The sequence below is a fragment of the Lentzea sp. NPDC004782 genome (assembly GCF_040609115.1).
Lineage (GTDB): Bacteria > Actinomycetota > Actinomycetes > Mycobacteriales > Pseudonocardiaceae > Lentzea.
Window position 1 is genome coordinate 16,440 of sequence record NZ_JBEXJN010000006.1, and the last position, 22,689, is coordinate 39,128.

Genomic DNA, 22,689 nt, shown 5'->3' on the forward strand with positions numbered 1-22,689 from the left:
ATAGGTTGCGAGCCCGTGGGACGGGGTCATAACCTGCTCATGCCGGGTCCGGAGGACCCGTCTGGGGAAGAAGAACTACTACTAGCTCTCTACAGCAGAGCTCTCTTGGAGGAGGTGGCCGTTGTGAAGCTCTTCACGACTTCGCGCGCGCTCGGCCTCCCCGTGTCCGAGGGCCTCTGCGCGTCCGCAGCCGCTCAGGCCATGTGGCGGAAGTCTGCCCTGAAGCCGGTGGCGTTGCTGGGTCGTGAGCGCGGCACCGCTCTGCGCGGGACCGCACTGCGCGGCATCGAACTGGGTAGCGAGCAGCCGATCGTGCTGCCGGTCATCGACGTTCACAACTACACGAATGCGCCGTCCGCGCATCAAGTGAGAAGGCTCCTGCCGACCCCATAGAGGGGGTCGAAGGACCACCAGGCTCACGAAGGCCGCGGACTCGCACAGAGTCCGCGGCCTTCGTGTTTTTGCAGTACCCCACACAAGGAGAAAACCCTGATGTTGACCGCGACTGTCCCGCTCACCGGCGAGACACTTCCGGACCTCGCGGAGGGGCTCGACCTGCCCTGCCGCACCCACAACCCCGACCTCTGGTTCGCTGACGCGCCGGCCGACCTCGAGAAGGCGAAGTCCTTCTGCGGAACCTGCCCGGTGCTGGCGGAGTGCCTCGCCGGCGCGCTCGCCCGTCACGAGCCGTGGGGCGTCTGGGGTGGAGAGATCTTCGAGCGCGGTGTCGTGATCGCGCGGAAGCGGCCCCGTGGCCGTCCGCGCAAGGACGCGGCAGCTGTTGTCACCACCGACAAGACGGAGGCGGCGGCGTGAACACCGTGACCAGCAACAGCGCGCTCCCCACCTACCTGAACGAGGGCCTGACACCCATGTCTCTGAACGAAGAACTCGTGCGAATACGAATACAAGAAGCCCAGAGGTTCGCTGAAGAGCAACGCCTGGCGAACCGCCTCGCGTCAGCGCAACGTTGGCGCAGGTTGTCGCGATGGGCCGGTCGCAGAGCGGCTCGCTTCGACCTCTGACAGTCCCGAGCTGAGGCCGTCATCCACGAGAAGGTGGATGGCGGCCTCGGCCGTTCCTCCGTACCGTTTGCATTTGTGCCGCACCACACCCACGACGGGATCGACTGGTCCGCAAGGCTTCACGCGATGAGGCGCTACGGCTCGCTGCAGGCCGAAGCGCTGTCGGTCGTCGCCCGCAGACTCGTAGGGCTGCTGCCCGACTCGCCGGTCGTCATGGACGTCGGCTGCGGCGCGGGCTCCATGAGCGTGCCGCTCGTCTCGGCGCTGCGCGAACACGGCGGCGGCGTCCTCGTCCTGGTCGACGCCACTCCCGAACTGCTCGACGCAGCGTGCACCGCCGCGCGCGCCGAAGCCGACGGCGCCGTGTCGGTGAAACCGGTGCTGGCCGACCTCGCCACCGAGGATCCGCTGTCGTTCGCCGGCCCGGTCGAGCTCATCTGGGGCTCGCGGGTGATTCACCACCTCCCCGACCAGCTGCGCGGCCTGCGCCGTCTGGTCTCCGCACTGGCACCCGGCGGCTGGCTGGCCCTGGCCGAAGGCGGCCTCGAGACCCGCTTCCTGCCGTGGGACCTCGGCGTGGGCGAACCCGGTCTGCAGGACCGCATGGCCGCGGCCCGTGCGGAGTGGTTCGTGTCGATGCGCGAGAACATGACCGGCTCCGTGCGCCTGCCCGTCGGCTGGAACGTCGCACTGGCCGACGCGGGCCTGGGCGAGATCAGCGCCTTCAGCTTCGTCGTCGACCACCCGGCACCCTCGAAGCAACTCGTCCGCGAATGGGCGGTCGACCGCCTGACCTGGCTCGCCGAGATCACCGGGCCCTACCTGCACCCGGCCGACCGCGACGCGCTGCGCCGGCTGCTGAACCCCTCCGACTCCGAGTACGTCGGCGCCAGGGAGGACGTGTTCCTGCTGGAGACCGACACCGTCCACCTCGGACGGCGCCGATGACGGCGTGCCACAGATGTGGTCGGCTGCGTGCCTCCGTTTCCGACCTGGAGTTCCTGGCCTGGTCGTCTGAGCGGACCGGTGGGTCGATCCGGTGGTTGTGTCACGTGTGCGCCAAGGCGCACGTGCGCGACATCGAAGGGAAGTTGCCGGACGAGTACTGGCGCTGACCGGTGCCGGTCGGGCTGGGCTGCGCTGGACTCGGGCCGAGTGAGCGGCTTGTGGCCGGTTTCGCGTTCCGAGGGGGTTGGTGGGACTGCCCGGCCCGGTTCGAGTCGGTGCCGGTTCGCGCTGGGTTGATGGTGCGGCGGTTCGTCGATCGGCGGGCTTCGCGCTCACCTCAGCCCGGTGAGGTCGCGTGGCTCTTGTTGGCACGGGTTGTGGCGCTTCGCATTCCACACCGGGTCAGTGGGGCGGCATGTCTCCCTCCGGTCGAGGTGTCTCCGGTTTGGCTTGTGGCAGCGCGTCAGTCTGGTGAGGACGCGTGGGTCGGTGAGCTGCTCAGCCGAGGCCGGGCGTGCGGCCGCGCTCGGCGGTCTGGCGAGTCACGGCCCCGTTCAGATGGGCGTGATCGGCATCGACGCCCCGCGCGGGTAGAGGTGGCGTAAGGCCTGCCTGACCAGCGCTGATCCCCGTCGGCTGCCGAGCTCCAGCTCCTCGCGCAGCTCATCGGGCGAGCACAACCGCGCGTCCACCACCGCGTCGAGGATCGTCACGACCGCACGCGGGTTCGTCTCTCGCCGAGCCATGTCCAGTGCGGCTCGGGCCGGGGCCGCCAGGCGCAGGCCGTGGCGGTGCACGACGCCCGGTGGACGGTTCGTGCGTTCGATGAGAATTCCCGGATGAGCTCTTCGGGTGTTCCTTCCCGCCAGCACGTGAATGTGCCGGGGGAGAGGCACCGTGGCGCCTTGCCGGGTCAGCGCGTCCGCCCCGGTGATCACGGAATCGAGGCCCGCGAAGAACAGGACCGCGCGCAGCCGGTCGAGGCGGGAGGGCGGCGACGGTTTCTGCAGGACGACGCCGGGAAGCAGCCGTTGCCAAGGACCGGTCGGGGTGCAGTGACGCAGGATCTCGCGTGGTGAGAGGCCGGATTCGCGCAGGTCAGCGGTTGTCGCGATGGGTGTCATGTGGTCCATCGTGGCCTGCGGGTACGACAGAAAATCGGGGTGCGGGCCAACCTGTGGACAACTCGGCCGATGTTCACTCGGACGAGTTAGTCGTCGAATCCCGGCTGCCAGCGCGCGACGATTTCCCGTGCGGTCACATGGGCGTCCAACTGGCAGAGAATGCCCGTCGCGCCCAATGTCACGCGGTGAATCAACAGGTACTGCGGCGGGAGGTTCAGGGACCGGCCCGTTTGCGAGTCCGGGCTGCGCAGGTCGCCCACCCGTTCGGCCTGGGACTGCAGCCAGCGGCGGGTGAAGTGGAACGACTCGGTGCGCAGCGGCTCGACGAACGGCGCCAGGTAGCCGAGGACGTCGTCACCGCGCAGGGCCATGCCCTCGCGGATGAAGTTCTCGGTGCGCAGCAGTTCGACCAGGTCCGCGGACCGGCCGTCCAGGGCCAGGCGGGTCATCAGGCCGAGGGTCTTGGGCAGGCCGTCGGGGAGGCGGGCGACGGCGCCGAAGTCGATCACGCGCAGGCGGCCGTCGTCGCCCAGCATGAAGTTGCCGGGGTGCGGGTCGGCGTGCAGCAGGCCGGAGCGGGACGGGGCCGAGAAGTGGAACTCGGCCAGGAGCTGGCCGGCCCGGTCGCGCTCCTCCACCGAGCCCTCGCGGATGATCGTCGAGAGCCCGACGCCGGAGGTCCACTCGGTGACCATGACCTTGGGCGCCGAGGCGACGACGCGCGGGACCAGCACGTGCGGGTCGTTCTCGAAGGCCTTGGCGAACGTGCGCTGGTTGGCGGCCTCGTCGCGGTAGTCGAGCTCCTCCAGGTACCGGTCGCGCAGCTCCTCCAGCAGCGGTCGCACGTCGGTGCCGGGCATGATCGCCTGCAGCAGCCGGGAGAACCGCAGCAGCTGCTTCAGGTCCGCGCGCAGGGCCTCGTCGGCGCCGGGGTACTGGACCTTCACCGCCACGTCGCGGCCGTCGTGCCACACCGCGCGGTGCACCTGGCCGATGGACGCCGACGCGGCCGGTTCGTCGTCGAACGACTGGAAGCGCTTCGTCCAGGACGCGCCGAGCTGTTCGGCCAGCACGCGGTGGGTCGTGCGGGCGGGCATCGGCGGGGCCGCGGTCTGCAGTTTGGTGAGGGCCTCGCGGTAGGGGGCGGCGAGCTCGTCAGGGACGGCCGCCTCGAAGACGCTCAGCGCCTGGCCGAACTTCATCGCGCCGCCCTTGAGCTGGCCGAGCACCGCGAAGACCTGTTCCGCCGTCTTGGCCGTCACCTCGGCGTTGACCTCGTCGGCCGCGCGTCCGGTCAGTCGCTTCCCCCAGCCACCGACCACCCGGCCGGCCACCCCGAGCGGGAGGCTCGCCAGCTTGGCGGTGCGCTGCACGGCCTTGCGCGGAATCTCGGTCACTCGGCCATGTTATGTGCGGAGCACTGACAGTCAGGGTGCGGATACCAGCTTCGCCTCTCAGCAACTCCCGCCACCAGGTCGAGTTCGAGGGTGGCGTTGAGCACGGGCGGCGGGGCCAGGTCGCGGCCGCGGAGGTAGATCAACGACTCCAGGACCTGCACCACGGCCAGCGCTGCCGTGCCCGACGCGAACAGCACGTCGGAGGACGCCGGTTTGCCGACGAGCTGCGTCGCGATGACGGGCCATGCCGGGTCGTGGTCGGTGCGGTGCAGGTCCGCGCAGTTCAGGCAGGACGACCGACCAGGCAGGACCAACGGCCCGACGATGCCCACGCCTTCACGCACGCGCACGGCCAGATGCGGCGTCCGCGACGCCATGAGTGCGCTCACGAGGGTCGGATCGGGCACCTGCGTGGCCGCCAGGACCGTCAGATCCGCGTGGTGCGCCAGACGCACGCTTGATTCAGCTAGAAGCGAAGTAATTGAAAGCGCAAGGTGTCCGGCGCCGTGCACGGCGGCCGTCGCGCCCGTCGCGGGGGACCCGGTGTCGAGCAGGCCCGCCTGTTCGAGCGAGACGAGAACGTCGGTCAGCTGGTCGGGGTCCTCGCCGCGTTCCTTCAGTCTTTCACCCAGTTCAGCGACAGTGTGACGGCCGTCCAGGGTGATCAGCTCGTCGATGAGCGCCTCGGGCAGCGAGTCGATCACGACGGCGTGCTTGGGGTCGGTGCCGACCTGCACGACGCCGGGGCCGCGGCGCACCACGGCGAGTCCTGCACGTACGCGAGGTCTGATGTCCACATGGGAAAGACTGGCAGGGGGCGACGCCCCCTGCCAGCGGAAACGTCAAACCTTGGCCTTGCCGAGGATCCGCGTCATCTTCGTGCCGCAGACTGGGCAGGTGCCCTTCGCCATGCGCCGGCCGTTGGTCTCCTCGACCTTGCCGTCGAAGTCGCGCTTCTCCCGACACTTGACGCAGTAGCCGTTGTACTTCTCGGCCACAGCCCCTCCCTTGCAGTTGTGAGTGCGGACACACTCGGGGACCTTGGCGCGAAGGTACCTGGGCGAGGCGGGGATTCCGCGCATGTCGATTCCGCGCGTGTCCAGCCGCCGTTCGGCGGAACTTCACCCGCCGGGTGCGGGCGTGCGGCCGGTTGGGGGCCGAAAATTGTCGGTGCCGACGTTTACGGTGACTGCATGGCCGAACCGCGGGTGGAGGTGCGGCGGAGCCCCCGGCGCCGCCGCATGGTCAGCGCGTACCGGGAGGGCGACACCGTCGTCGTCCTGCTGCCGGCACGGATGACCAAGGGGGAAGAGAAGCACTGGGTGGCGGAGATGTTGAGCCGCCTCCAGCGCAGCGAGACGCGCAGGAGATCCCCTGCGCGAACGTCGGACGAGGCGCTGATGGCGCGCTGTGCCGAGCTGTCGGCGCGGTACCTGGACTCGCTCGCCGACCCCGTCAGCGTGCGCTGGGTGCCGCCCATGCGCACGCGCTGGGCGTCCTGCACGCCGACCGAGGGCACGATCCGCGTGTCCGAGCGTCTGCGTGAGGTGCCGCCGTGGGTGCTCGACTACGTGCTGGTGCACGAGCTCGCGCACCTGCTCGTGCCAGGCCACGGCAAGGATTTCTGGGAGTGGGTGCACCGCTATCCGAAGTCCGAGCGGGCCATGGGCTACCTGGAGGGCATCTCGGCCGCCGCGGATTTAGGGCTGTCAGAGGACTAGAGCCCCCGCTCGGGGGTGAGATGCGCTCGTGGAGAGCGCCTTGCTCGGGGGAAGTGTGCTCGCGTAGAGCGCTCGCCACTCCTCGCTCAGGTGTTTCTGGGGCCGAGCCCCCAGGCCCCACGCCCAGGGCAAGCCCCCGGACCCCCGAACGTGTCACGCCCGGCGAGAAGGTTTCTCGCCGGGCGTGATGTTCAGAAGATCGATCAGCTCTCGTCGGGCTTGCCGTCCTCGGGTTTGCCCTCGTCCGCGCGCATCGTGCGTTCGAGCTCGGCGATCGGGTCCTCCAGCGCCTTGCGGGTGTTGGCGAGGCGCTCGGCGAACTCCAGCGGGTCGTCCAGGTCCTCGGCGGACGGGATGAGCTCGGCGTGGTCCCACACGCTGTCGCGCACCTCGACGCCGTGCTGGTCGCCGATGAGCTTCCACAGCGCCGAGGCGGCCCGCAGGCGCCGGGGACGCAGTTCGAGGCCGACCAGGGTCGCGAAGGTCTGCTCGGCCGGGCCACCGGAGGCGCGGCGGCGGCGCAGCGTCTCGCGCAGGGCGGGGGCCCCGGGCAGGCGGTCGGCCACGGCGGCGTCGACGACGACGTCCACCCAGCCCTCGACCAGGGCCAGGAGGGTCTCCAGTCGGGTCAGCGCGGCTTTCTGCTCCGGGGTCGTCTGCGGTTCGAGCAGGCCGGAGCTCATGGCCTCCTCGATGGAGGCGGGGTTCGACGGGTCGATCTGGCCCGCGAGCTGCTCCAGGGCGGAGGTGTCGACCTTGATGCCCTTGGCGAACTCCTCGACGGTGTCGAGCAGGCGCTGCCGCAGCCACGGCACGTGCGTGAAGAGTCGCTGGTGGGCGGCCTCGCGGGCGGCGAGGAACACCATCACCTCGGAGGCCGGGCGCTCCAGGCCCTCGGTGAACTTCTCGATGTTCGCGGGCAGCAGTGCCGCCGTGCCCTCGGGGCCGAGCGGCAGGCCGACGTCGGTCGAGGTGAGGACCTCGGCGCCGAGCTGCGCCAAAGCGTTGCCCAGCTGTGACCCGAAGGCCATGCCACCCATCTGGCCGAGCATCGACAGCAGCGGACCGGCCGCCTGCTTCGCCTCGGCGGGCATCGCCTCGACCCAGGCGGTGGACATGCGTTGCGCGACCGGATCGCACAGGCGTTGCCAGGTGGGGATGGTGCGCTCGATCCAGTCGCGCGCGGTCCAGGCCTGCGTGGTGCGGGTGCCGGCGGGCAGCGAGGTGACCGGGTCGAGCCACATCTCGGCCAGGTGCACGGCGTCGGTGACCGCGCTCGACTGGTCGGCGGCGAACCCGATCGTGGTCGTCGTCGAGGACAGCTGCTGGAACGCGATCTGCTTGGCGAGGTCGTAGTTCACCGGTCCGCTGGACGACCCGGCGCTGCTCAGCATCGCGCCCAGCTGGCTCAGCATGTTGCCCAGCTGGCTGAAGTCGAACGGGTTGTCTCCCGGCTTCCCGCTCTTGTCGTCGGGGTCGTGCGGGCTGAACCCGAACGGCACGTCACTCATGCCTCTACCGTACGCGGATCCACATGGTCGTACGCTGTTCAGCCGTGAGTGAAACCGTCACGACCGCACCCCTGCCCGCGCCCCCGCCGAGGGAGCGCGGACTGACCCGCCGGACGTGGACGCTGATCATCAGCTTCCTAGTGGTGGCGGCACTCGGACTGCTCGGCGGTTTCGCCAGAGTCCCGTACGTCGCGCTGGGGCCCGGCCCGACCTACGACGTGCTCGGCAAGGTCAAGGACACCGACGTGGTCTCGGTGGACGGCCAGAACACGTTCCCCACCGGCGGAACCCTGCGCATGACAACGGTCTCGCTCACCGACGACGTGTCGCTCTTCGGCGCACTCGGCCTGTGGCTGTCCGGCCGCTACGCCCTCGCGCCGCGCGAGGAGTTCTTCAAGCCCGGCGAGTCCGAGGAGGAGGTGCAGAAGAACAACGAGCTCGCGTTCAGCGAGTCCCAGACCTCCGCGGAGGTCGCCGCGCTGCACTACCTCGGCTATCCGGGCAAGGTGATCGCGAACCAGGTGACCAAGGGCAGTCCCGCGGAGAACGTGATCCCGCTCGGCGCCCGCATCATCTCGGTCAACGGCAAGCAGGTGCAGAGCTCGGCCGACGTGAGCGCCGCACTGGAGAACACCAAGCCGGGTGACCGCATCGAGGTGGCCTTCGAGAAGGACGGCACCTCGAAGTCGACCCAGATCACCCTCGGCACCCGCGACGACGGCCGCCCGGCGGGCTTCATCGGCATCTCGCCGGTCGACCGCGCCGACGTGCCGTTCAAGATCAAGATCAGCCTTTCCGACGTGGGCGGCCCGTCCGCCGGCCTGATCTTCGCGCTGGCGATCGTCGACAAGCTGACACCCGGAGAGCTCAACGGCGGCAAGGCCATCGCGGGCACCGGCGAGATCACCGGCGACGGCACGGTCAAGCCGATCGGCGGCATCGCGTTCAAGATGGTCGCCGCCAAGGAAGCGGGCGCGACGACGTTCCTGGTGCCGGCGGCGAACTGCCAGGACGCCAAGCAGCAGGCCCCGGAAGGGCTCAAGCTGATCAAGGTCGAGAACCTCAAGGACGCGGTGTCGTCGCTGGAGGCGCTCAACGCCGGCAAGGACACGCCCAGCTGCTGATCAGCTCGCGGTCTGGACGGCTGGAGGCCGGCCGTCCAGGTGGCGAATTGGCGCATCTCGCAGCGCGAGCCGAAGTCGCCCCCGCGGTCGGGGTGGTTCTTCCGGCGGCTGCAGCATGAAGAGGTTGATGTCGACGAGCGCGATCACGATGCCGATCCAGGTCCGCTGCGGCTTGAAGGACGGTTCGGCGTGGTCGAACGCGACTGTCGTCGCACCGTCCCCGGTCAAGGCCACGAAGTCGGACCTGCGGCGGATGGGCCGGTCGAGGGCGCGTGCTCGCCGACCGCCACGGACCGCTGTTCTGCCTCTTCAAGCGACGGTCGTCAGCGCTAAGCCTGTCAGCGGCACGAGGCCGACTGACGGACCGATGGCCTGTCATGGACACGAGCGCGCGCTTTCGCAGGCGTACCCCAGGCCTGGGAACCCCTACATCTCAACGTACTCAGGGGGTCCGACAAGATCGGCTGAGAGTGCCGGAGCCGTCCGAGCGCGAGCCCGGCGTGACGCCGGCCGACGGGAGTCCGCTGACCGCGAACACGGGAGAGCACAACCCCGGCGTGATCAGGTGCCGGGGTTGTGCCAGCCTGGAGGCGTGACGACTAGGGCCGCAGCGTGGCGAGCAGGGCGTCGGTGAGGTTGGGCGCGAGCTCGGGGTGCTCGACGACCTCCTCCGGCACCTCGACCGTTCCGCGCAGCCGCAGCACGCAGGAGACGGAGCCGTCGCGCAGCACCGCGGCCACCAGGCGCGCCTCGCGGCGGGCGGGGTGTTCGGCGGCGAACTTGCGGGCCGCCTCGTCGTCGAGGTCGCCGTGGCTCAGCTCGGTCTCGGCCTCCGGGGGCAGGACGACGATCTCCTGGGCCAGCGCGCAGCCGGTGACGGCCGGGGGCCACTCGATGCCGGCCAGCGCGTCGCCCAGGTCGCCTTCCAGCGCGTCCTGGGCGATCGGCGTCAGCGGGGACGACTCCGGGTCCAGCTGGGCCCGCAGCTCCGGTTGCTGGGCGATCAGGTCTGAGGTGGCCACGAGGGCGAAGAGTTGCGGGGGCTGCTCCCAGCCGCCTGCCGCTACGAACTCCTCTACCTCGCGGGCGACCGTCGGGAGGATGACCGCTGGCGTTTCACTCGCTGACACGCGTGTCATCGTAAGACCGTCGGCTTCACGGGAACCCGGGGCGTCGTCCGTAGAGTTGGACTAAACGTACGTATTGAAATTCCGCGATCCAGGAGCGTGCCTCGTGGCCACACGGCCTCCAGTCGGACTGCCGAAACTGTCCCGACGCAGCCGAATCCTGCTCATCGTAGGTGTTGTGCTGCTGTTCGGTCTCATCACGGGATCGCGGTTGCTCGACACCTACGTGAACTGGCTGTGGTTCGGCGAGGTGAATTTCCGCAACGTCTACAGCACAGTGCTGCTCACCAGGCTGGGGCTGTTCCTGGCCGCAGGGGTCGTGGTCGGCGGCGTCGTCGCCCTCAACCTGTACCTCGCGTACCGGTCGCGGCCGGTGTTCGTGCCGGTGTCCGGGCCCGATGACCCGGTTGCCCGCTACCGCACCGTCGTGATGCGTCGGATGCGGTTGTTCGCCATCGGCATCCCGGTGTTCATCGGTCTGATCGCGGGTGCGTCGGCGCAGGCGGACTGGCAGCAGGTCCAGCTCTTCCTCAACGCCCAGCCGTTCGGCGTCACGGACCCGCAGTTCGGGCACGACATCGGCTTCTACGCGTTCGAGCTGCCGTTCTACGAGTGGCTGCTGTCGTGGCTGTTCATCACGACCGCGGTGTCGTTCATCGGCTCGGTGATCGCGCACTACCTGTTCGGCGGCATCCGGCTGGCCGGTCGCGGTGGTCAGCTCTCCGGCCCGGCTCGGCTGCACCTCGTTCTGGTCGCCGGCACGTTCGTGCTGCTGAAGGCGGTCGCGTACTTCTTCGACCGGTACGAGTTGCTGTTGCACGAGAACGAGAAGTTCGTCGGCGCCAGCTACACCGACCTCAACGCGGTGCTGCCGGCCAAGCTGATCCTGCTGTGCATCGCGGTGTTCTGCGCGGTCGCGTTCTTCGCCGGGGCGTTCATGCGCAACGTGCAGCTGCCCGCCATCGCGACCGTCCTGCTGGTGCTGTCGAGCGTGCTCGTCGGCGCCGCGTGGCCCGCGGTGCTGGAGCAGTTCTCGGTCAAGCCGAACGCCATCCAGAAGGAAGCTGAGTCGATCAAGCGCAACCTCGCGGCGACGAGGCAGTCGTTCGGGCTGACCGACGACAAGGTCTCGACGAAGCCGTACGAGGGCAAGCAGACCGTCACCAACGACCAGATCAAGACCAACGACGCGGCGACGCTGGGCAACATCCGGCTGCTCGACCCGGCCGTGCTGTCGCGGACCTTCACGCAGTTCACGCAGCTGCGCCCGTTCTACGGGTTCCCGACCAAGCTCGACGTCGACCGGTACAAAGTGGACGACAAACTGCGCGACTACATCGTCGCGGTTCGCGAGCTCAAGCTCGACAGCCTGCCGCAGGGGCAGCGCGACTGGATCAACCAGCACCTCATCTACACGCACGGCAACGGCTTCGTCTACGCCGAGGCGAACAAGGTGAACGCCGACGCCGACCAGACCAACGGCGGTTACCCGGACTTCAAGACCGGTGAGGTCGCGCCGGACGGCACGATCCGCAACGCCGAGAACGGCATCCGGGTCGACCAGCCGCGCACGTACTACGGCGAGCTGTTCGGCGTGAACGACTACTCGATCGTCGGCGGCAGGCCGCAGGGCTCGGCGGCGGAGTACGACACGGACTCGAAGTCCTACACGTACACCGGTGCCGGTGGCGTCCCGATCGGCAACCTGTTCAACAAGCTGGCGTTCGCCGCCTACTACGGCGAGCGGAACATCCTGTTCAACCAGTCGATCGCGGACGACTCGAAGATCCTGTTCAAGCGCACGCCGCGCGACCGCGTGCAGGCCGTGGCGCCGTGGCTGACCGTGGACAGCGACCCGTACCCGGCCGTCGTCAACGGCCGCATCACGTGGATCGTCGACGGTTACACCACGCTCGACAACTACCCGTACGCGCAGCGCACCCAGCTCAGCGACGCCACGAACGACTCGCTCACCGCGGACGGCGTGGTCGCCGGGCAGGCCAACAAGCCCATCAACTACATCCGCAACTCGGTCAAGGCCACTGTGGACGCCTACGACGGCACGGTGAGCCTGTACGCGATCGACGAGAAGGACCCGGTCCTCAAGGCGTGGATGGGCGTCTTCCCGGGCACGGTCAAGTCGGCCGGCGAGGTCTCCGAGGAGCTGCGCCGGCACTTCCGCTACCCGGAGGACCTGTTCAAGGTGCAGCGGCAGATCCTGTCCAAGTACCACGTGCAGTCCCCGTCGGACTTCTACTCGGGTGTCTCCTACTGGGCGGCGCCGCAGGACCCGACGATCGACAACGTGACCACGGCGCAGGCCCAGCAGGACGCGGCGAGCAAGCGCAGGGACGCCCAGCCGCCGTTCTACGTCCTCGCCGGTGACCCGAGCGAGCCGAGCAAGGTCCGCTTCCAGCTGACCAGCCCGCTCGTCCGCGAGAACCGGGAGTTCATGGCGGCCTACGTGTCAGTGGGATCCGACCCGGACAACTACGGCAAGATCAGCGTGCTCCAGCTCAACACCGACGCCAAGGGCCCGCAGCAGATCCAGACGCAGTTCCTCACGTCGGACAACGTCAGCCGCGAGCTCAACCTGCTGGCGCAGCAGAAGACGACCGTCGTCTACGGCAACCTGCTCACCCTCCCGGTGGGTGGCGCGCTGCTCTACGTCGAACCCGTCTACATCGAGCGCGCGTCCAACAACACCTCGTACCCGCAGCTGTCCAAGGTCCTCGTCTGGTACGGCGACCGGGTCGGCTACGCGTCGACGCTGGGCGAGGCGCTGGAACAGGTGCTGAGCGGCACCGGGGCGGTCGTGCCGCCGCAGAACGGCAACAACAACGGCAACGGCCAGACCTCCACGCCGCCGTCGACGACACCGCCGACCAACGGGACGCTGAGCCCCGACCTGCAGAAGGCGGTCAACGACATCGACTCGGCGCTGTCCGACATCAAGAAGGCGCAGTCGAGCGGTGACTTCGCCGCGCTCGGCCAGGCGTACCAGCGCCTGGACGACGCGACGAAGCGGTTCAAGCAGTACAACACCGGGGCCGCCTCGCCGCCGACGACGGGCCAGTCGTCGGTGGCTCCCAGCCCCACTCCGTCGGGCTGACCGGCCGATTTGCATTCAGCTGCTCCCCCCGCGTAAGGTTCTATTCATACCGACGCGGGGTGGAGCAGCTCGGTAGCTCGCTGGGCTCATAACCCAGAGGTCGCAGGTTCAAATCCTGTCCCCGCTACAAAGTGGGAGAGCCCTGTCTGCGGAGAACGCAGACAGGGCTTTTTCGCATTTCACATTGGGGGCGGAGTCCCCAAACCCCACCCCGGGGGCAAGCCCCCGGACCCCCGGCTGCCTCGCCTTCGGCTTCGGCAGCATCCAGCTCGTGCGGTGACCTGCGAGGATGGTGGTTGGCGAGGGTTCGGAGGGGGTGGTGAAAACTGGGTTTTGGCGGGGTGTATAGTTCTACCTACAACAGCAAGACAAGTTCTAAGCGGCGCGGGGTGGAGCAGCTCGGTAGCTCGCTGGGCTCATAACCCAGAGGTCGCAGGTTCAAATCCTGTCCCCGCTACTTGTCAGAAGGCCGGAACCATCAGGTTCCGGCCTTCTGTTCATTCAAGGTCACCGTGACATGCCCCTCTGGGGCCGGTGTGGTTCAGGTCATGTTCTCCGCCCAGTACTGGGCGCACAGCATGCTGGAGCAGATCCGGCCCTCGCCGTTGACCGTGCGGTGCTTGCGGATCTGCTTGCCGCACACCATGCACTCGTCCTTGCCGGCCTGCTCCGGGATGCCTCCGGTCATCCACGCCACCGTGTGCGCCGCCACCTTCTTGTGATCCAGCCACTTGATGTTCATCGTCCCCGACCTCCGTGGGTGTCGTCCGCCTGCCTGGGCAATGATCATTTTCCCGGTTGTGCAGGCGCGGGAAAGAGGTCCGCGCGGACATCACCAGGTCGTGCGACGAAGGCTCACGTCCGTCCATTCGGGTGGCTCCGGCCCGTGAGAGCCGTACCGCCGATCGAGTGAGATCGAGGGACTTTCGTTTCTGCGGAAGGGTTTTTCCATCCGGGATGGACACGGACGGTCAAGCGGCCAAACGCGTGAGGCGCGGAAACTGCCGCTTACTCAGCGAGACTTTTCGTTGCTCCGCATGGCCCATCAGACTAGCCCGGTGATCAGCCACTGTGGACAGAACGGCTGACCATTGTGGACAGCTTCCCCCAGACGTGGGAACGTTGTCGTTGTGTCAGACCTGAATGCGACCGCAGCCGCCCTGCTCGGGCTGCTGCACGACGGACCCAAGACCGGTGGCCAGTTGGTTGCGGAGGCAGGAGACCGCTTCGGCGCGTTCTTCAGCGTCACCCGCAGCCAGGTGTACCGCGAGCTGCCCGCGCTGGCCGACCAGGGCCTGCTGCGTCTCGGCAAGCAAGGACCGCGGTCCAGCCAGCAGTACGTGCTCACCGCGGCGGGCAAGAAGGCCTTCAAGAACTGGCTGCTGTCCGAGCCCGGCCCGGACCACCTGCGCAGCCCGCTCATCCTGCGCCTGGTGCACGCCGGCTCGCTGACCGCGAAGCAGCGCGAGGCCCTGATCACGACCGCGCGCTCGACGTACGGTCAGGAGCAGGAGAGCGCGAAGACTGCGGCCAAGACTGCGGAGGACCCCTACGCCAAGGCGGTGGCCGAGTTCGGTCTCGCTCACGCGAAGGCCGTTCTCAAGCTGCTCGACGCGATCCCGACCGCGTAAAGCGCGCAGAAGAGGGCGCCAGCGAAGCACCGGTCGCGACCGACGACCGGTGCTGGCGTAATCTTTTGCCGTGAACCCGGACGTCGAAGCAGACATCAAGGACCTCTCCGCCACCCTTTCCAGCATCGAGGCGGTGATGGACCTCGATGGCCTGCGCGCCCAGGTCGCGGACTTGGAGGAGCAGGCCGCGCGCCCGGACCTCTGGGACGACCAGGAGAAGGCGCAGAAGGTCACCAGCCAGCTGTCGCACAAGCAGGGCGAGCTGCGCCGTGTCACCGGTCTGCGTGAACGCCTCGACGACCTCCCGCTGCTCTACGAGCTCGCGGAGGAGGCCGAGGACGCCGACGCCCGGGCCGACGCCGACAACGACCGCGCCAAGCTGCGCGAGGAGATCGCGTCGCTGGAGGTCCGCACGCTGCTGTCCGGCGAGTACGACGAGCGCAACGCGCTGGTCACCATCCGTGCCGAGGCCGGTGGCGTCGACGCCGCGGACTTCGCCGAGATGCTGCTGCGCATGTACTCGCGCTGGGCCGAGCGCCACGGCTACGGCGTCGACGTGTTCGACACGTCCTACGCGGAAGAGGCGGGCATCAAGTCCGCGACGTTCCGCGTCACCGCCCCGTACGCCTACGGCACGCTGAGCGTCGAGCAGGGCACGCACCGCCTCGTGCGCATCTCGCCGTTCGACAACCAGGGCCGCCGCCAGACGTCGTTCGCCGGCGTCGAGGTCGTGCCCGTCGTCGAGCAGACCGACCACGTCGAGATCGACGAGAAGGACCTGCGCGTCGACGTCTACCGCTCGTCCGGCCCCGGTGGCCAGGGCGTCAACACGACCGACTCGGCAGTGCGCCTCACGCACATCCCGACCGGCATCGTGGTGTCCTGCCAGAACGAGCGTTCGCAGCTGCAGAACAAGGCGACCGCCATGGCCGTCCTGCAGGCCAAGCTGCTCGAGCGCCGCCGGCAGGAGGAGCAGGCGAAACTGGACGCGCTGAAGGACTCCGGGTCCAGCTGGGGCAACCAGATGCGCTCCTACGTGCTGCACCCGTACCAGATGGTCAAGGACCTGCGGACCGAACACGAGGTCGGCAACCCGTCCGCGGTGCTGGACGGGGAGATCGACGACTTCCTCGAGGCCGGCATCCGGTGGCGCAAGCAGACCCAGCAGGCGTAGTCGGCTGGGCTCGGGGAGAGGCGTGCCGGCGATTCCTCGTGCCGCGTGTCCCCCGGGTACATCCCGGGTCCCGGATTTGATCTGAGGTGAAGCGCACGTTCGGCCGCACGGTGGCCCGAACGTGCGCTTTTCGTCAACCGGATGTGCCGGTCCGACCACGCCGTGTGGATGGTTCGGACCGCCCTTCCGGTGCTGGAAGTTAACCGGAACGGGGGCTTTACCCGACCCATGGGTAGACTCGCGCCTCGTGATTCGCCTCGAACACGTTTCCAAGGTCTACAAGACCTCCACGCGTCCCGCGCTCGACGACGTGTCCGTCGAGGTGGACAAGGGTGAGTTCGTGTTCCTGATCGGGCCCTCCGGGTCCGGTAAGTCGACGTTCTTGCGCTTGCTGCTGCGCGAAGAGGTGCCGACTCGGGGACGCGTCTACGTGTCCAACTTCGACGTCGCCAAGATGTCGCGGCGCAGGGTCCCCCGCCTGCGTCAGTCCATCGGCTGCGTGTTCCAGGACTTCCGCCTGCTGCCGACGAAGACGGTCGCCGAGAACGTGGCCTTCGCGCTGGAGGTCATCGGCAAGCCTCGCAACACCATCGTCAAGGTGGTGCCGGAGGTGCTGCAGCTGGTGGGCCTCGACGGCAAGGAGGACCGGTTCCCGACCGAGCTGTCCGGTGGTGAGCAGCAGCGCGTCGCGATCGCCCGTGCGTTCGTGAACAGGCCGCTGGTGCTGATCGCCGACGAGCCGACCGGAAACCTGGACCCCGACACGAGCCAGGACATCATGTTGCTGCTGGAGCGGATCAACCGCACCGGCACGACGGTCATCATGGCCACCCACGACCACGGCATCGTCGACTCGATGCGCCGTCGTGTGGTGGAGCTGGCGTACGGCAAGGTCGTTCGTGATGACGCGCGCGGTGTTTACGGCGTCGGCCGTTAAACACTCCTAACCCCCGACCCCCAAGGAACCCCGCCCCCGATGCGTACCAGCTTCGTGTTCAGCGAGGTCGTCACCGGACTTCGCCGGAACGTCACGATGACGATCGCGATGATCCTCACGACCGCCATCTCGCTCGGGCTGCTCGGCGGTGGCCTGCTCGTCGTCCGCATGGTCGACAAGATGCAGGCCAACTACGCGGGCAAGCTCGAGGTCTCCGTGCTGCTGACCAACGACGTCAGCGCCAACGACAAGGACTGCACCCAGCAGCCGTGTGCTGGCCTGCGCTCCAACCTCGAGGCGACCTCCGGCGTCGAGTCGGTCGTGTACCAGAACCGCGACGAGGGCTTCGAGCGCTTCAAGCGGATCTTCGAGGCGCAGCCCGAGCTGCTCAAGCTCGCGCGTCCCGAGGCCATCCCGGCGACGTTCCGCATCAAGCTGACGGACCCGGACCGCACCGACGTCATCAAGAAGGCCTTCGAGGGCAAGCCGGGCGTCAAGGGCGTCGACGACCAGGGCAAGTTCCTCGAGCGGTTCTTCGAGGGCCTCAACGGCCTGCGCGACGTCGCCCTGATCCTCGCGCTCATCCAGGCGTTCGCCGCGTTGCTGCTGATCTCGAACACCATCCAGGTGTCGGCGTTCACCCGCCGGGTCGAGGTCGGCATCATGCGCCTGGTCGGTGCGACCCGGTGGTACACGCAGCTGCCGTTCCTCATCGAGGCGGTCGTCGCGGGCATCATCGGCGCGGTCTCCGCGGTCGCCGGCCTGGTGCTGTTCAAGGCCTTCTTCCTCGACCGGATCACCAGGAACCTCACCGAGTCGGGCATCATCCCGCCGATCGGGTACCTGGACATCCTGATCGTGTCACCGTGGCTGTTCCTCGTCGCGATCGTCATCTCGGCCACGACGGGCTACGTGACACTGCGTCTCTACGTGCGGCTTTAACGGTTGTGCTGACCACGTAGAGTTGTCGTCATGGTCAAGGAACGCGGGCAGAAGGCCATCGCGTCGAACCGCAAGGCTCGGCACGACTGGACCATTCTGGACACCTATGAGGCGGGCATTCAGCTCGTCGGCACCGAGGTGAAGAGCCTGCGCATGGGACGGGCGTCCCTCGTGGACGCCTTCGCCCAGGTCGACGACGGCGAGATCTGGTTGCACGCGCTGCACATCCCGGAGTACGTCGCGGGGACGTGGACGAACCACGACGTCCGGCGCAAGCGCAAGCTGCTGCTGCACAAGCACGAGATCGAGCGGCTGATCGGCAAGACCAAGGAGTCCGGTCTGTCGCTCATCCCGCTGCAGATGTACTTCAAGGACGGCTACGTCAAGGTCGAGATCGCCCTCGCCAAGGGCAAGAAGGCCTACGACAAGCGTCAGGACATCGCCAAGCGGGACGCCAACCGGGAGATCGCGCGGGCGCACGGACGGGCGCTGAAGGGCCGTTACTGACCCTGCTTCAGCTGTCGAGGTAGGCGAGCACCGCCCGCACACGGCGGTGCTCGGAGTTCGACGGCTCCAGGCCGAGCTTGGCGAAGATGTTGCCGACGTGCTTCTCCACGGCGCCGTCGGACACCACGAGAGTGGCGGCGATGGCGGTGTTGGACAGTCCCTGTGCCATCAGCCCCAGCACCTCGCGTTCGCGCGGCGTCAACGAGTCGACCGGGCTCTTCTTGCTGCGCACCATGAGCTGCGTGATCACCTCGTGGTCGATGCTGGTGCCGCCGTCGGCGACCCGTCGCACCGCGTCGACGAACTCCTTCACGTCCGCTACCCGCTCCTTGAGCAGGTAGCCGACGCCGCTCGCACCGCCCGCGAGGAGTTCCACGGCGTAGCGCTCCTCGACGTACTGCGAGAGCACCAGCACCGGCAGTCCCGGATGCCGGCGGCGGGCCTCGATGGCGGCGCGCAGGCCCTCGTCGGTGAACGTCGGAGGCATCCGCACGTCCACCACGCACAGGTCCGGCTGGTGCTCGGTCACGGCGTCGAGCAGGTCGTCGCCGTTCTCCACGGCGGCAACGGTGTCGATGCCCTCGTCGGCGAGCAGCCGCTGCACGCCCTCCCTGAGCAGCACCGAGTCCTCGGCGATCACCACGCGCACGGCAACTCCGCTCGAATCACGGTCGGCCCGCCAACGGGGCTGAAGACGACAACCACACCGTCGATCGTGGCAGCGCGGTCGGCCAGCCCGGCGAGCCCGCCGCCCGGCTTCAGCTCCGCGCCGCCCTGACCGTTGTCGGTGACCTCCACCAGCACACCCTCCTCGACCCGGTTGACCTTCACGGTCGCCCTGGTGGCGTTCGAGTGCTTGGTGATGTTCGTGAGCGCCTCGCCGACGGTGAAGTACGCGGCGCTCTCGACCGCTGTCGGTGGGCGCGGGTCGACGTCCACCTGGAGGTCGACCTCGATCGGGACGCGCGCGGCCAGCGCGGAGAGAGCCGCGTCGAGGCCTCGGTCACCCAGCACGGACGGGTAGATGCCGCGGGCCAGGTCGCGCAGCTCCTTGATGGCGAGCTTCGCGTCCGCGTGCGCCTCGGCGATGAGCGCGGCCGCACCCTCCGGATCCGTGTCCATTTTGGACTTGGCCCGGCCCAGGCCCATCGCCACCGCGACAAGTCGTTGCTGCGCGCCGTCGTGCAGGTCGCGTTCGATGCGCCGGCGCTCCGCCTCGGCCGCCTCCACACCCCGCGCCCGGCTGGACTGCAGCCGTTCCGCCTCGATCGCCAGTTCGTGGGCCCGCGTGGGTCCGAGCATGTTGCGCGCCATCCTGCCGTGCAACGAGCCCAGCGCCCTGACACCCATCAGCGCGAACGGGATCAAAGCCAGCCCGATGGCCGTCAACGGCAAAGCGGAGAAGAACGAGTCGATGGTCCAGAACTCACCGACGACGATCGCGAACGGCGCCTCACCGATCCAGAGCGGCACCACGACGAACGCGCCCACGATCGCGATCATCGCGACCACCGCGGCGAACTCCAGAGCGCCCACCGGCAGCAGGAGCGCCAGATAACCGAAGTCGCGCCAGGTCGCAGGATCGGTGAACTGGTGCTTCCACCGCTGCCAGAGCGTGCCCGTCGGCTTCTCCCGGTACGGCCTGGGGACGTCCGTGCGCAACGCCGCCCCGACCCACGCCCGCTCCATCGTCGCGCCGCCGCGCACCACGTTCATCGCGAGCCACAGGATCGGCAGACCGACCCACAGAACCGACGTCGCGAACCCGACCACGATCAGCACCACGGAGAGGGTGAACCAGAAGATGCCGGTCACCAGGTTGGTCAACAGGTAGAACCCGGCTGCGAGCGCGTTCGGTTTCCTCATGCCGTCCATGGTGTCGTTCCCGCTGGTCAGGGACCATCAGGCTAGCCAGGCGGTCCTTGGTGGGGACAGCCCTACCTGCCTCGGGAAGAACTGGTTGGCCCCGGTCGTTATGCTATGCGTACCACTACAAGGGGGTGAACGGTTTCGACTGTGGACGTTGATTCAGGGGAAGCGTGCCGGTGCAGGCGAGAGACCACCGCAAGCGTCATCGCAAACCAATAAGCGCCACGTCTAACGACAAGCGCGTGTACGCTCTCGCCGCCTGAGGCGAGTAGCGACACTGTCGGCCTAGGAGTGCCTTCGGCCTAGAGTCCGGCATCAGCTAGAGGGCTTACCAGCAGTCCCGGTCGCGGGGACTGTTCGGGAAACTCACAGCGACTGGGCCCGTCACACCAGCTCGTTCGCGTGACTGGTGGGGTCAAGCAGAGGCGAAGCGAACTGCGCACGGAGAAGCCCTGATGAGCCGCCACAGGACCCGGGTTCGATTCCCGGCACCTCCACTCGTGGGCGAGGTGTGCTCGCGGAGAGCGCTCGCCTAGCTCGTTCCGGGTGTTGTCTGGGGGCCAAGCCCCCAGACCCCCAGCCGGGGCTGTGCCCCGGACCCCCCTTCGGGGCTTCGCCCCTGGGTTGCCAGCTCGGCTAGGAAGCCGGCGGCGTTGAACATTGCGCCTGCTGAGGCTGTGCCGGTGATGTTGTAGCGGCCGGTGAGCAGGCGTTCTACCGCCTCGACGGCCAGCGGTGCGCTTACTGCGTAGATGTCGCGGCCGGTGGCGGTTGTGCGGCGTTCCTCGTTGCCTCGGCGGACGCGGACGTCCACCTCGAAGGTTTCTGGCTCCTGTCGCTTGGCTGCCTTGCTCAGGCCGTTGGCTGCTGCGGTGGACATGTAGGAGGTCACCGATGGGATGTGCAGGTGGCTGGGGATTGTGACGATGTCGGCCATTGAGAACTCGGCGATCACCTCGCGGGGGCCGCTCGGGAACTCCCATTGCAGGGTCTGCGGTGGGTCGGAGTGGTACTGCAGTTCGCCGTTGTGGAAGCGGACGCGTTGGCCGTTTCGGCGGGCGTGGGAGACGGCGCCGGCGCTCAGCGTGCCTGGGGTGGGTTGCCAGTTGCTGAGGCCGTAGGCGATGTGGGCTGAATCGGCGGTGGGCCAGTCGGCCATGGTTGCGGTGACCAGCAGGTCGGCCAGGCCGCCGAAGAACGCCATTGCGGGCACTACCGGGATCGTGGTGTTGCGGGCGAGGGTGTCGGCGTTGGCCTCGATTTCGGCGGCCACGTCCACGTACGGGATGCCCGCGCGTTCGGCTGCGGAGATGAGCGGGGCGGCTGTCACGGCGAACGGGCCCGCCGTGTTGATCACTGCGGCCGCGCCGGTGAGAGCTCGGTCCAGGGCGGTGGGGGTGTCGGGCGTTGCCTGGGCTCGGCCGAACGGTTGGGGTTCGAAGCCGCGTTTTTGCAGTTCTGCCACGACGAAGCGGCCGGTTGTGCCGGAGGCGCCGTATACCGCGATCTTGTGTCCCATGGGGAGCATTGAAGTCGTGGGGCTGAGAGTGCACTAGTGTCTGGAATGACGTGATGCGTACAGTTTCGGACATGCTTGCGTTTGCTGTGGCGGAGGGGATGCTTCACTTCGAGCTGGCTGCCACGTACGAGATCTTCACTGCTCCGCAGTTGGATTACGAGGTCAAGATCTGCGGTGCCGGGTCGGTGCGCGTCGGGCGGTTCACGATGGAGCCCGATTTGGCCCTTGACCGGCTCGAACGGGCTGACACGGTGATCGTTCCGGCCATCGCGGACGTCGACGAGCCGATTGACTTGGAGCTCGTCCAAGCGGTCCGGGCAGCTCATGAGAAGGGTGCGCGGATCGTGTCGCTGTGCACCGGGGCGTTCGTGCTGGCGGAGGCGGGGGTGCTCGACGGGCTCAGGGCGACGACGCACTGGGCGCACACCGACGTGCTGGCCGAGCGGTATCCGCGGGTCGAGGTCGACCCGGACGTGCTGTACGTCGACAACGGTCAGGTGCTGACCAGTGCGGGCAAGGCGGCGGCGATCGACCTGAGTCTGCACCTGATCCGCGGCGACCGCGGCGCGGCGACGGCCAACACCGCGGCGCGCCGGCTCGTCGTGCCGCCGCATCGGGACGGCGGGCAGGCGCAGTTCGTGCTCGCGCCGGTGCCGTCCGAGGAAGGGCATCCGCTGACCGAGCTGTTCGACTGGGTCGGCAAGCGGCTCGACCAGGCGTTGACGGTCGAGGACCTGGCGCGTCAGGCGAACATGAGCTCACGGCATCTCGCCCGGCTCTTCAAGGCGGTGACGGGCACCACACCGTTGCAGTGGCTGCACGTCCAGCGGATCCGGCGCGCCCAGGAATTGCTGGAGATGACTGACGGCAGCGTGGACCAGATCGCCGAGGCGTCCGGCATGGGCACCGCCACGACGTTGCGCCGGCACTTCCACCGAACGGTCGGTGTGCCGCCGGACACATATCGCCGCACGTTCCGCCCGGTTGGTGGCCGCCGATAACTGACTCACCGGTTAGGTTG

Annotated in this window: 23 protein-coding genes, 2 tRNA genes and 1 other RNA gene; 15 read left to right on the plus strand and 11 right to left on the minus strand. The window is 68.2% G+C overall.

Annotated features, from left to right (window positions below; genetic code table 11):
- The first annotated feature begins 123 nt into the window (after window positions 1-123).
- The 3 genes from ABZV40_RS07495 (at window position 124) to ABZV40_RS07505 (ending at window position 1,973) form a co-directional block, all read left to right on the plus strand.
- Window positions 124-393 (plus strand): hypothetical protein, encoded by a 270-nt coding sequence (locus tag ABZV40_RS07495; protein WP_355437183.1) that lies wholly within the window; start codon window positions 124-126, stop codon window positions 391-393.
- Between the two features lie 99 nt (window positions 394-492).
- Window positions 493-816 (plus strand): WhiB family transcriptional regulator, encoded by a 324-nt coding sequence (locus ABZV40_RS07500; RefSeq protein ID WP_355437185.1) that lies wholly within the window; start codon window positions 493-495, stop codon window positions 814-816.
- Between the two features lie 335 nt (window positions 817-1,151).
- On the plus strand, window positions 1,152-1,973 hold the full coding sequence (locus ABZV40_RS07505) for a methyltransferase (protein WP_355437187.1): 822 nt from the start codon (window positions 1,152-1,154) through the stop codon (window positions 1,971-1,973).
- Window positions 1,974-2,527: 554 nt separating this feature from the next.
- Here the strand turns inward: ABZV40_RS07505 and ABZV40_RS07510 are convergent.
- From ABZV40_RS07510 to ABZV40_RS07525, 4 genes are all read right to left on the minus strand, one after another.
- Complete coding sequence (locus ABZV40_RS07510; protein ID WP_355437189.1) at window positions 2,528-3,097, minus strand: hypothetical protein; 570 nt, start codon at window positions 3,095-3,097, stop codon at window positions 2,528-2,530.
- Window positions 3,098-3,183: 86 nt separating this feature from the next.
- Window positions 3,184-4,494: an AarF/ABC1/UbiB kinase family protein gene (locus ABZV40_RS07515; RefSeq protein WP_355437191.1), complete on the minus strand. Its 1,311-nt coding sequence runs from the start codon at window positions 4,492-4,494 to the stop codon at window positions 3,184-3,186.
- Entirely contained in the window at window positions 4,491-5,291 is an 801-nt protein-coding gene (locus tag ABZV40_RS07520) for a hypothetical protein (RefSeq protein ID WP_355437193.1), read from the minus strand. The genes ABZV40_RS07515 and ABZV40_RS07520 overlap by 4 nt, the downstream gene beginning before the upstream one ends.
- 45 nt (window positions 5,292-5,336) lie before the next feature.
- The gene (locus tag ABZV40_RS07525) at window positions 5,337-5,492 is read right to left on the minus strand and encodes a DUF5679 domain-containing protein (RefSeq protein ID WP_169774275.1); all 156 of its coding nucleotides are present in this window, start codon (window positions 5,490-5,492) and stop codon (window positions 5,337-5,339) included.
- 195 nt (window positions 5,493-5,687) lie between these two features.
- On the opposite strand from ABZV40_RS07525, the gene ABZV40_RS07530 reads away from it, so the two are divergent.
- On the plus strand, window positions 5,688-6,215 hold the full coding sequence (locus ABZV40_RS07530) for a M48 family metallopeptidase (RefSeq protein WP_355437195.1): 528 nt from the start codon (window positions 5,688-5,690) through the stop codon (window positions 6,213-6,215).
- Between the two features lie 203 nt (window positions 6,216-6,418).
- Here ABZV40_RS07530 and ABZV40_RS07535 read toward each other — a convergent pair whose 3' ends face one another.
- Window positions 6,419-7,726: a zinc-dependent metalloprotease gene (locus tag ABZV40_RS07535; RefSeq protein ID WP_355437197.1), complete on the minus strand. Its 1,308-nt coding sequence runs from the start codon at window positions 7,724-7,726 to the stop codon at window positions 6,419-6,421.
- Window positions 7,727-7,770: 44 nt separating this feature from the next.
- Here ABZV40_RS07535 and ABZV40_RS07540 point away from each other — a divergent pair, with 44 nt between their 5' ends.
- Window positions 7,771-8,850: a PDZ domain-containing protein gene (locus ABZV40_RS07540; RefSeq protein WP_355437199.1), complete on the plus strand. Its 1,080-nt coding sequence runs from the start codon at window positions 7,771-7,773 to the stop codon at window positions 8,848-8,850.
- Here ABZV40_RS07540 and ABZV40_RS07545 read toward each other — a convergent pair whose 3' ends face one another.
- Together ABZV40_RS07545 and ABZV40_RS07550 are read right to left on the minus strand one after the other, a co-directional pair.
- Window positions 8,851-9,084 carry a hypothetical protein gene (locus tag ABZV40_RS07545; RefSeq protein ID WP_355437201.1) on the minus strand — a complete coding sequence of 78 codons (234 nt, stop codon included), beginning with the start codon at window positions 9,082-9,084 and terminating at the stop codon, window positions 8,851-8,853. It lies immediately after the preceding gene.
- 365 nt (window positions 9,085-9,449) lie between these two features.
- A complete protein-coding gene (locus ABZV40_RS07550; RefSeq protein ID WP_355437203.1) occupies window positions 9,450-9,989 on the minus strand; it encodes a PPA1309 family protein in 540 nt (179 codons plus the stop codon).
- A gap of 94 nt (window positions 9,990-10,083) precedes the next feature.
- Here ABZV40_RS07550 and ABZV40_RS07555 point away from each other — a divergent pair, with 94 nt between their 5' ends.
- The 3 genes from ABZV40_RS07555 to ABZV40_RS07565 all read left to right on the plus strand — a co-directional run bounded on the left by ABZV40_RS07555 (window position 10,084) and on the right by ABZV40_RS07565 (window position 13,546).
- Window positions 10,084-13,089 (plus strand): UPF0182 family protein, encoded by a 3,006-nt coding sequence (locus ABZV40_RS07555; protein WP_355437205.1) that lies wholly within the window; start codon window positions 10,084-10,086, stop codon window positions 13,087-13,089.
- Window positions 13,090-13,142: 53 nt separating this feature from the next.
- Window positions 13,143-13,216 (plus strand) — tRNA-Met (locus ABZV40_RS07560).
- 256 nt (window positions 13,217-13,472) lie between these two features.
- Window positions 13,473-13,546 (plus strand) — tRNA-Met (locus tag ABZV40_RS07565).
- 84 nt (window positions 13,547-13,630) lie between these two features.
- Here ABZV40_RS07565 and ABZV40_RS07570 read toward each other — a convergent pair.
- On the minus strand, window positions 13,631-13,831 hold the full coding sequence (locus tag ABZV40_RS07570) for a hypothetical protein (protein WP_030470381.1): 201 nt from the start codon (window positions 13,829-13,831) through the stop codon (window positions 13,631-13,633).
- A gap of 388 nt (window positions 13,832-14,219) precedes the next feature.
- Between ABZV40_RS07570 and ABZV40_RS07575 the strand changes: the two genes are divergently transcribed.
- The 5 genes from ABZV40_RS07575 (at window position 14,220) to smpB (ending at window position 18,280) form a co-directional block, all read left to right on the plus strand.
- Window positions 14,220-14,720 (plus strand): helix-turn-helix transcriptional regulator, encoded by a 501-nt coding sequence (locus tag ABZV40_RS07575; protein ID WP_355437207.1) that lies wholly within the window; start codon window positions 14,220-14,222, stop codon window positions 14,718-14,720.
- A 70-nt stretch (window positions 14,721-14,790) separates the two neighbouring features.
- Window positions 14,791-15,894, plus strand: coding sequence for a peptide chain release factor 2 (prfB, locus tag ABZV40_RS07580; RefSeq protein WP_355437209.1), 1,104 nt, complete (start codon window positions 14,791-14,793; stop codon window positions 15,892-15,894).
- Window positions 15,895-16,141: 247 nt separating this feature from the next.
- Entirely contained in the window at window positions 16,142-16,831 is a 690-nt protein-coding gene (gene ftsE / locus ABZV40_RS07585; protein ID WP_189255772.1) for a cell division ATP-binding protein FtsE, read from the plus strand.
- A gap of 39 nt (window positions 16,832-16,870) precedes the next feature.
- Complete coding sequence (gene ftsX / locus ABZV40_RS07590) at window positions 16,871-17,773, plus strand: permease-like cell division protein FtsX (protein WP_355437211.1); 903 nt, start codon at window positions 16,871-16,873, stop codon at window positions 17,771-17,773.
- A gap of 30 nt (window positions 17,774-17,803) precedes the next feature.
- A complete protein-coding gene (gene smpB, locus ABZV40_RS07595; protein WP_204764515.1) occupies window positions 17,804-18,280 on the plus strand; it encodes an SsrA-binding protein SmpB in 477 nt (158 codons plus the stop codon).
- Between the two features lie 7 nt (window positions 18,281-18,287).
- On the opposite strand, the gene ABZV40_RS07600 is transcribed toward smpB, so the two are convergent.
- Both ABZV40_RS07600 and ABZV40_RS07605 read right to left on the minus strand, forming a co-directional pair.
- A complete protein-coding gene (locus ABZV40_RS07600) occupies window positions 18,288-18,929 on the minus strand; it encodes a response regulator transcription factor (protein ID WP_355437214.1) in 642 nt (213 codons plus the stop codon).
- Window positions 18,917-20,146 carry a sensor domain-containing protein gene (locus ABZV40_RS07605; RefSeq protein ID WP_355437216.1) on the minus strand — a complete coding sequence of 410 codons (1,230 nt, stop codon included), beginning with the start codon at window positions 20,144-20,146 and terminating at the stop codon, window positions 18,917-18,919. Before ABZV40_RS07605 ends, ABZV40_RS07600 begins: the two co-directional genes overlap by 13 nt.
- A gap of 130 nt (window positions 20,147-20,276) precedes the next feature.
- Between ABZV40_RS07605 and ssrA the strand changes: the two genes are divergently transcribed.
- Window positions 20,277-20,649, plus strand: a transfer-messenger RNA (tmRNA) gene (gene ssrA, locus ABZV40_RS07610).
- Window positions 20,650-20,681: 32 nt separating this feature from the next.
- Here ssrA and ABZV40_RS07615 read toward each other — a convergent pair.
- A complete protein-coding gene (locus ABZV40_RS07615; RefSeq protein ID WP_355437218.1) occupies window positions 20,682-21,668 on the minus strand; it encodes a saccharopine dehydrogenase in 987 nt (328 codons plus the stop codon).
- A 53-nt stretch (window positions 21,669-21,721) separates the two neighbouring features.
- On the opposite strand from ABZV40_RS07615, the gene ABZV40_RS07620 reads away from it, so the two are divergent.
- Window positions 21,722-22,669 carry a helix-turn-helix domain-containing protein gene (locus ABZV40_RS07620; protein ID WP_355437220.1) on the plus strand — a complete coding sequence of 316 codons (948 nt, stop codon included), beginning with the start codon at window positions 21,722-21,724 and terminating at the stop codon, window positions 22,667-22,669.
- Window positions 22,670-22,689 lie beyond the last annotated feature (20 nt).

What these genes read in the sequence shown, in the direction of transcription:
- smpB (WP_204764515.1), top strand. Translation starts at nt 17,804, where the DNA reads ATGGTCAAGGAACGCGGGCAGAAGGCCATCGCGTCGAACCGCAAGGCT.
- ABZV40_RS07570 (WP_030470381.1), bottom strand. Translation starts at nt 13,831, where the DNA reads ATGAACATCAAGTGGCTGGATCACAAGAAGGTGGCGGCGCACACGGTG.
- ABZV40_RS07510 (WP_355437189.1), bottom strand. Translation starts at nt 3,097, where the DNA reads ATGACACCCATCGCGACAACCGCTGACCTGCGCGAATCCGGCCTCTCA.
- ABZV40_RS07620 (WP_355437220.1), top strand. Translation starts at nt 21,722, where the DNA reads ATGCGTACAGTTTCGGACATGCTTGCGTTTGCTGTGGCGGAGGGGATG.
- ABZV40_RS07530 (WP_355437195.1), top strand. Translation starts at nt 5,688, where the DNA reads ATGGCCGAACCGCGGGTGGAGGTGCGGCGGAGCCCCCGGCGCCGCCGC.
- ABZV40_RS07550 (WP_355437203.1), bottom strand. Translation starts at nt 9,989, where the DNA reads ATGACACGCGTGTCAGCGAGTGAAACGCCAGCGGTCATCCTCCCGACG.
- ABZV40_RS07605 (WP_355437216.1), bottom strand. Translation starts at nt 20,146, where the DNA reads ATGAGGAAACCGAACGCGCTCGCAGCCGGGTTCTACCTGTTGACCAAC.
- ABZV40_RS07500 (WP_355437185.1), top strand. Translation starts at nt 493, where the DNA reads ATGTTGACCGCGACTGTCCCGCTCACCGGCGAGACACTTCCGGACCTC.
- ABZV40_RS07505 (WP_355437187.1), top strand. Translation starts at nt 1,152, where the DNA reads ATGAGGCGCTACGGCTCGCTGCAGGCCGAAGCGCTGTCGGTCGTCGCC.
- ABZV40_RS07535 (WP_355437197.1), bottom strand. Translation starts at nt 7,726, where the DNA reads ATGAGTGACGTGCCGTTCGGGTTCAGCCCGCACGACCCCGACGACAAG.
- ftsX (WP_355437211.1), top strand. Translation starts at nt 16,871, where the DNA reads ATGCGTACCAGCTTCGTGTTCAGCGAGGTCGTCACCGGACTTCGCCGG.
- ABZV40_RS07615 (WP_355437218.1), bottom strand. Translation starts at nt 21,668, where the DNA reads ATGGGACACAAGATCGCGGTATACGGCGCCTCCGGCACAACCGGCCGC.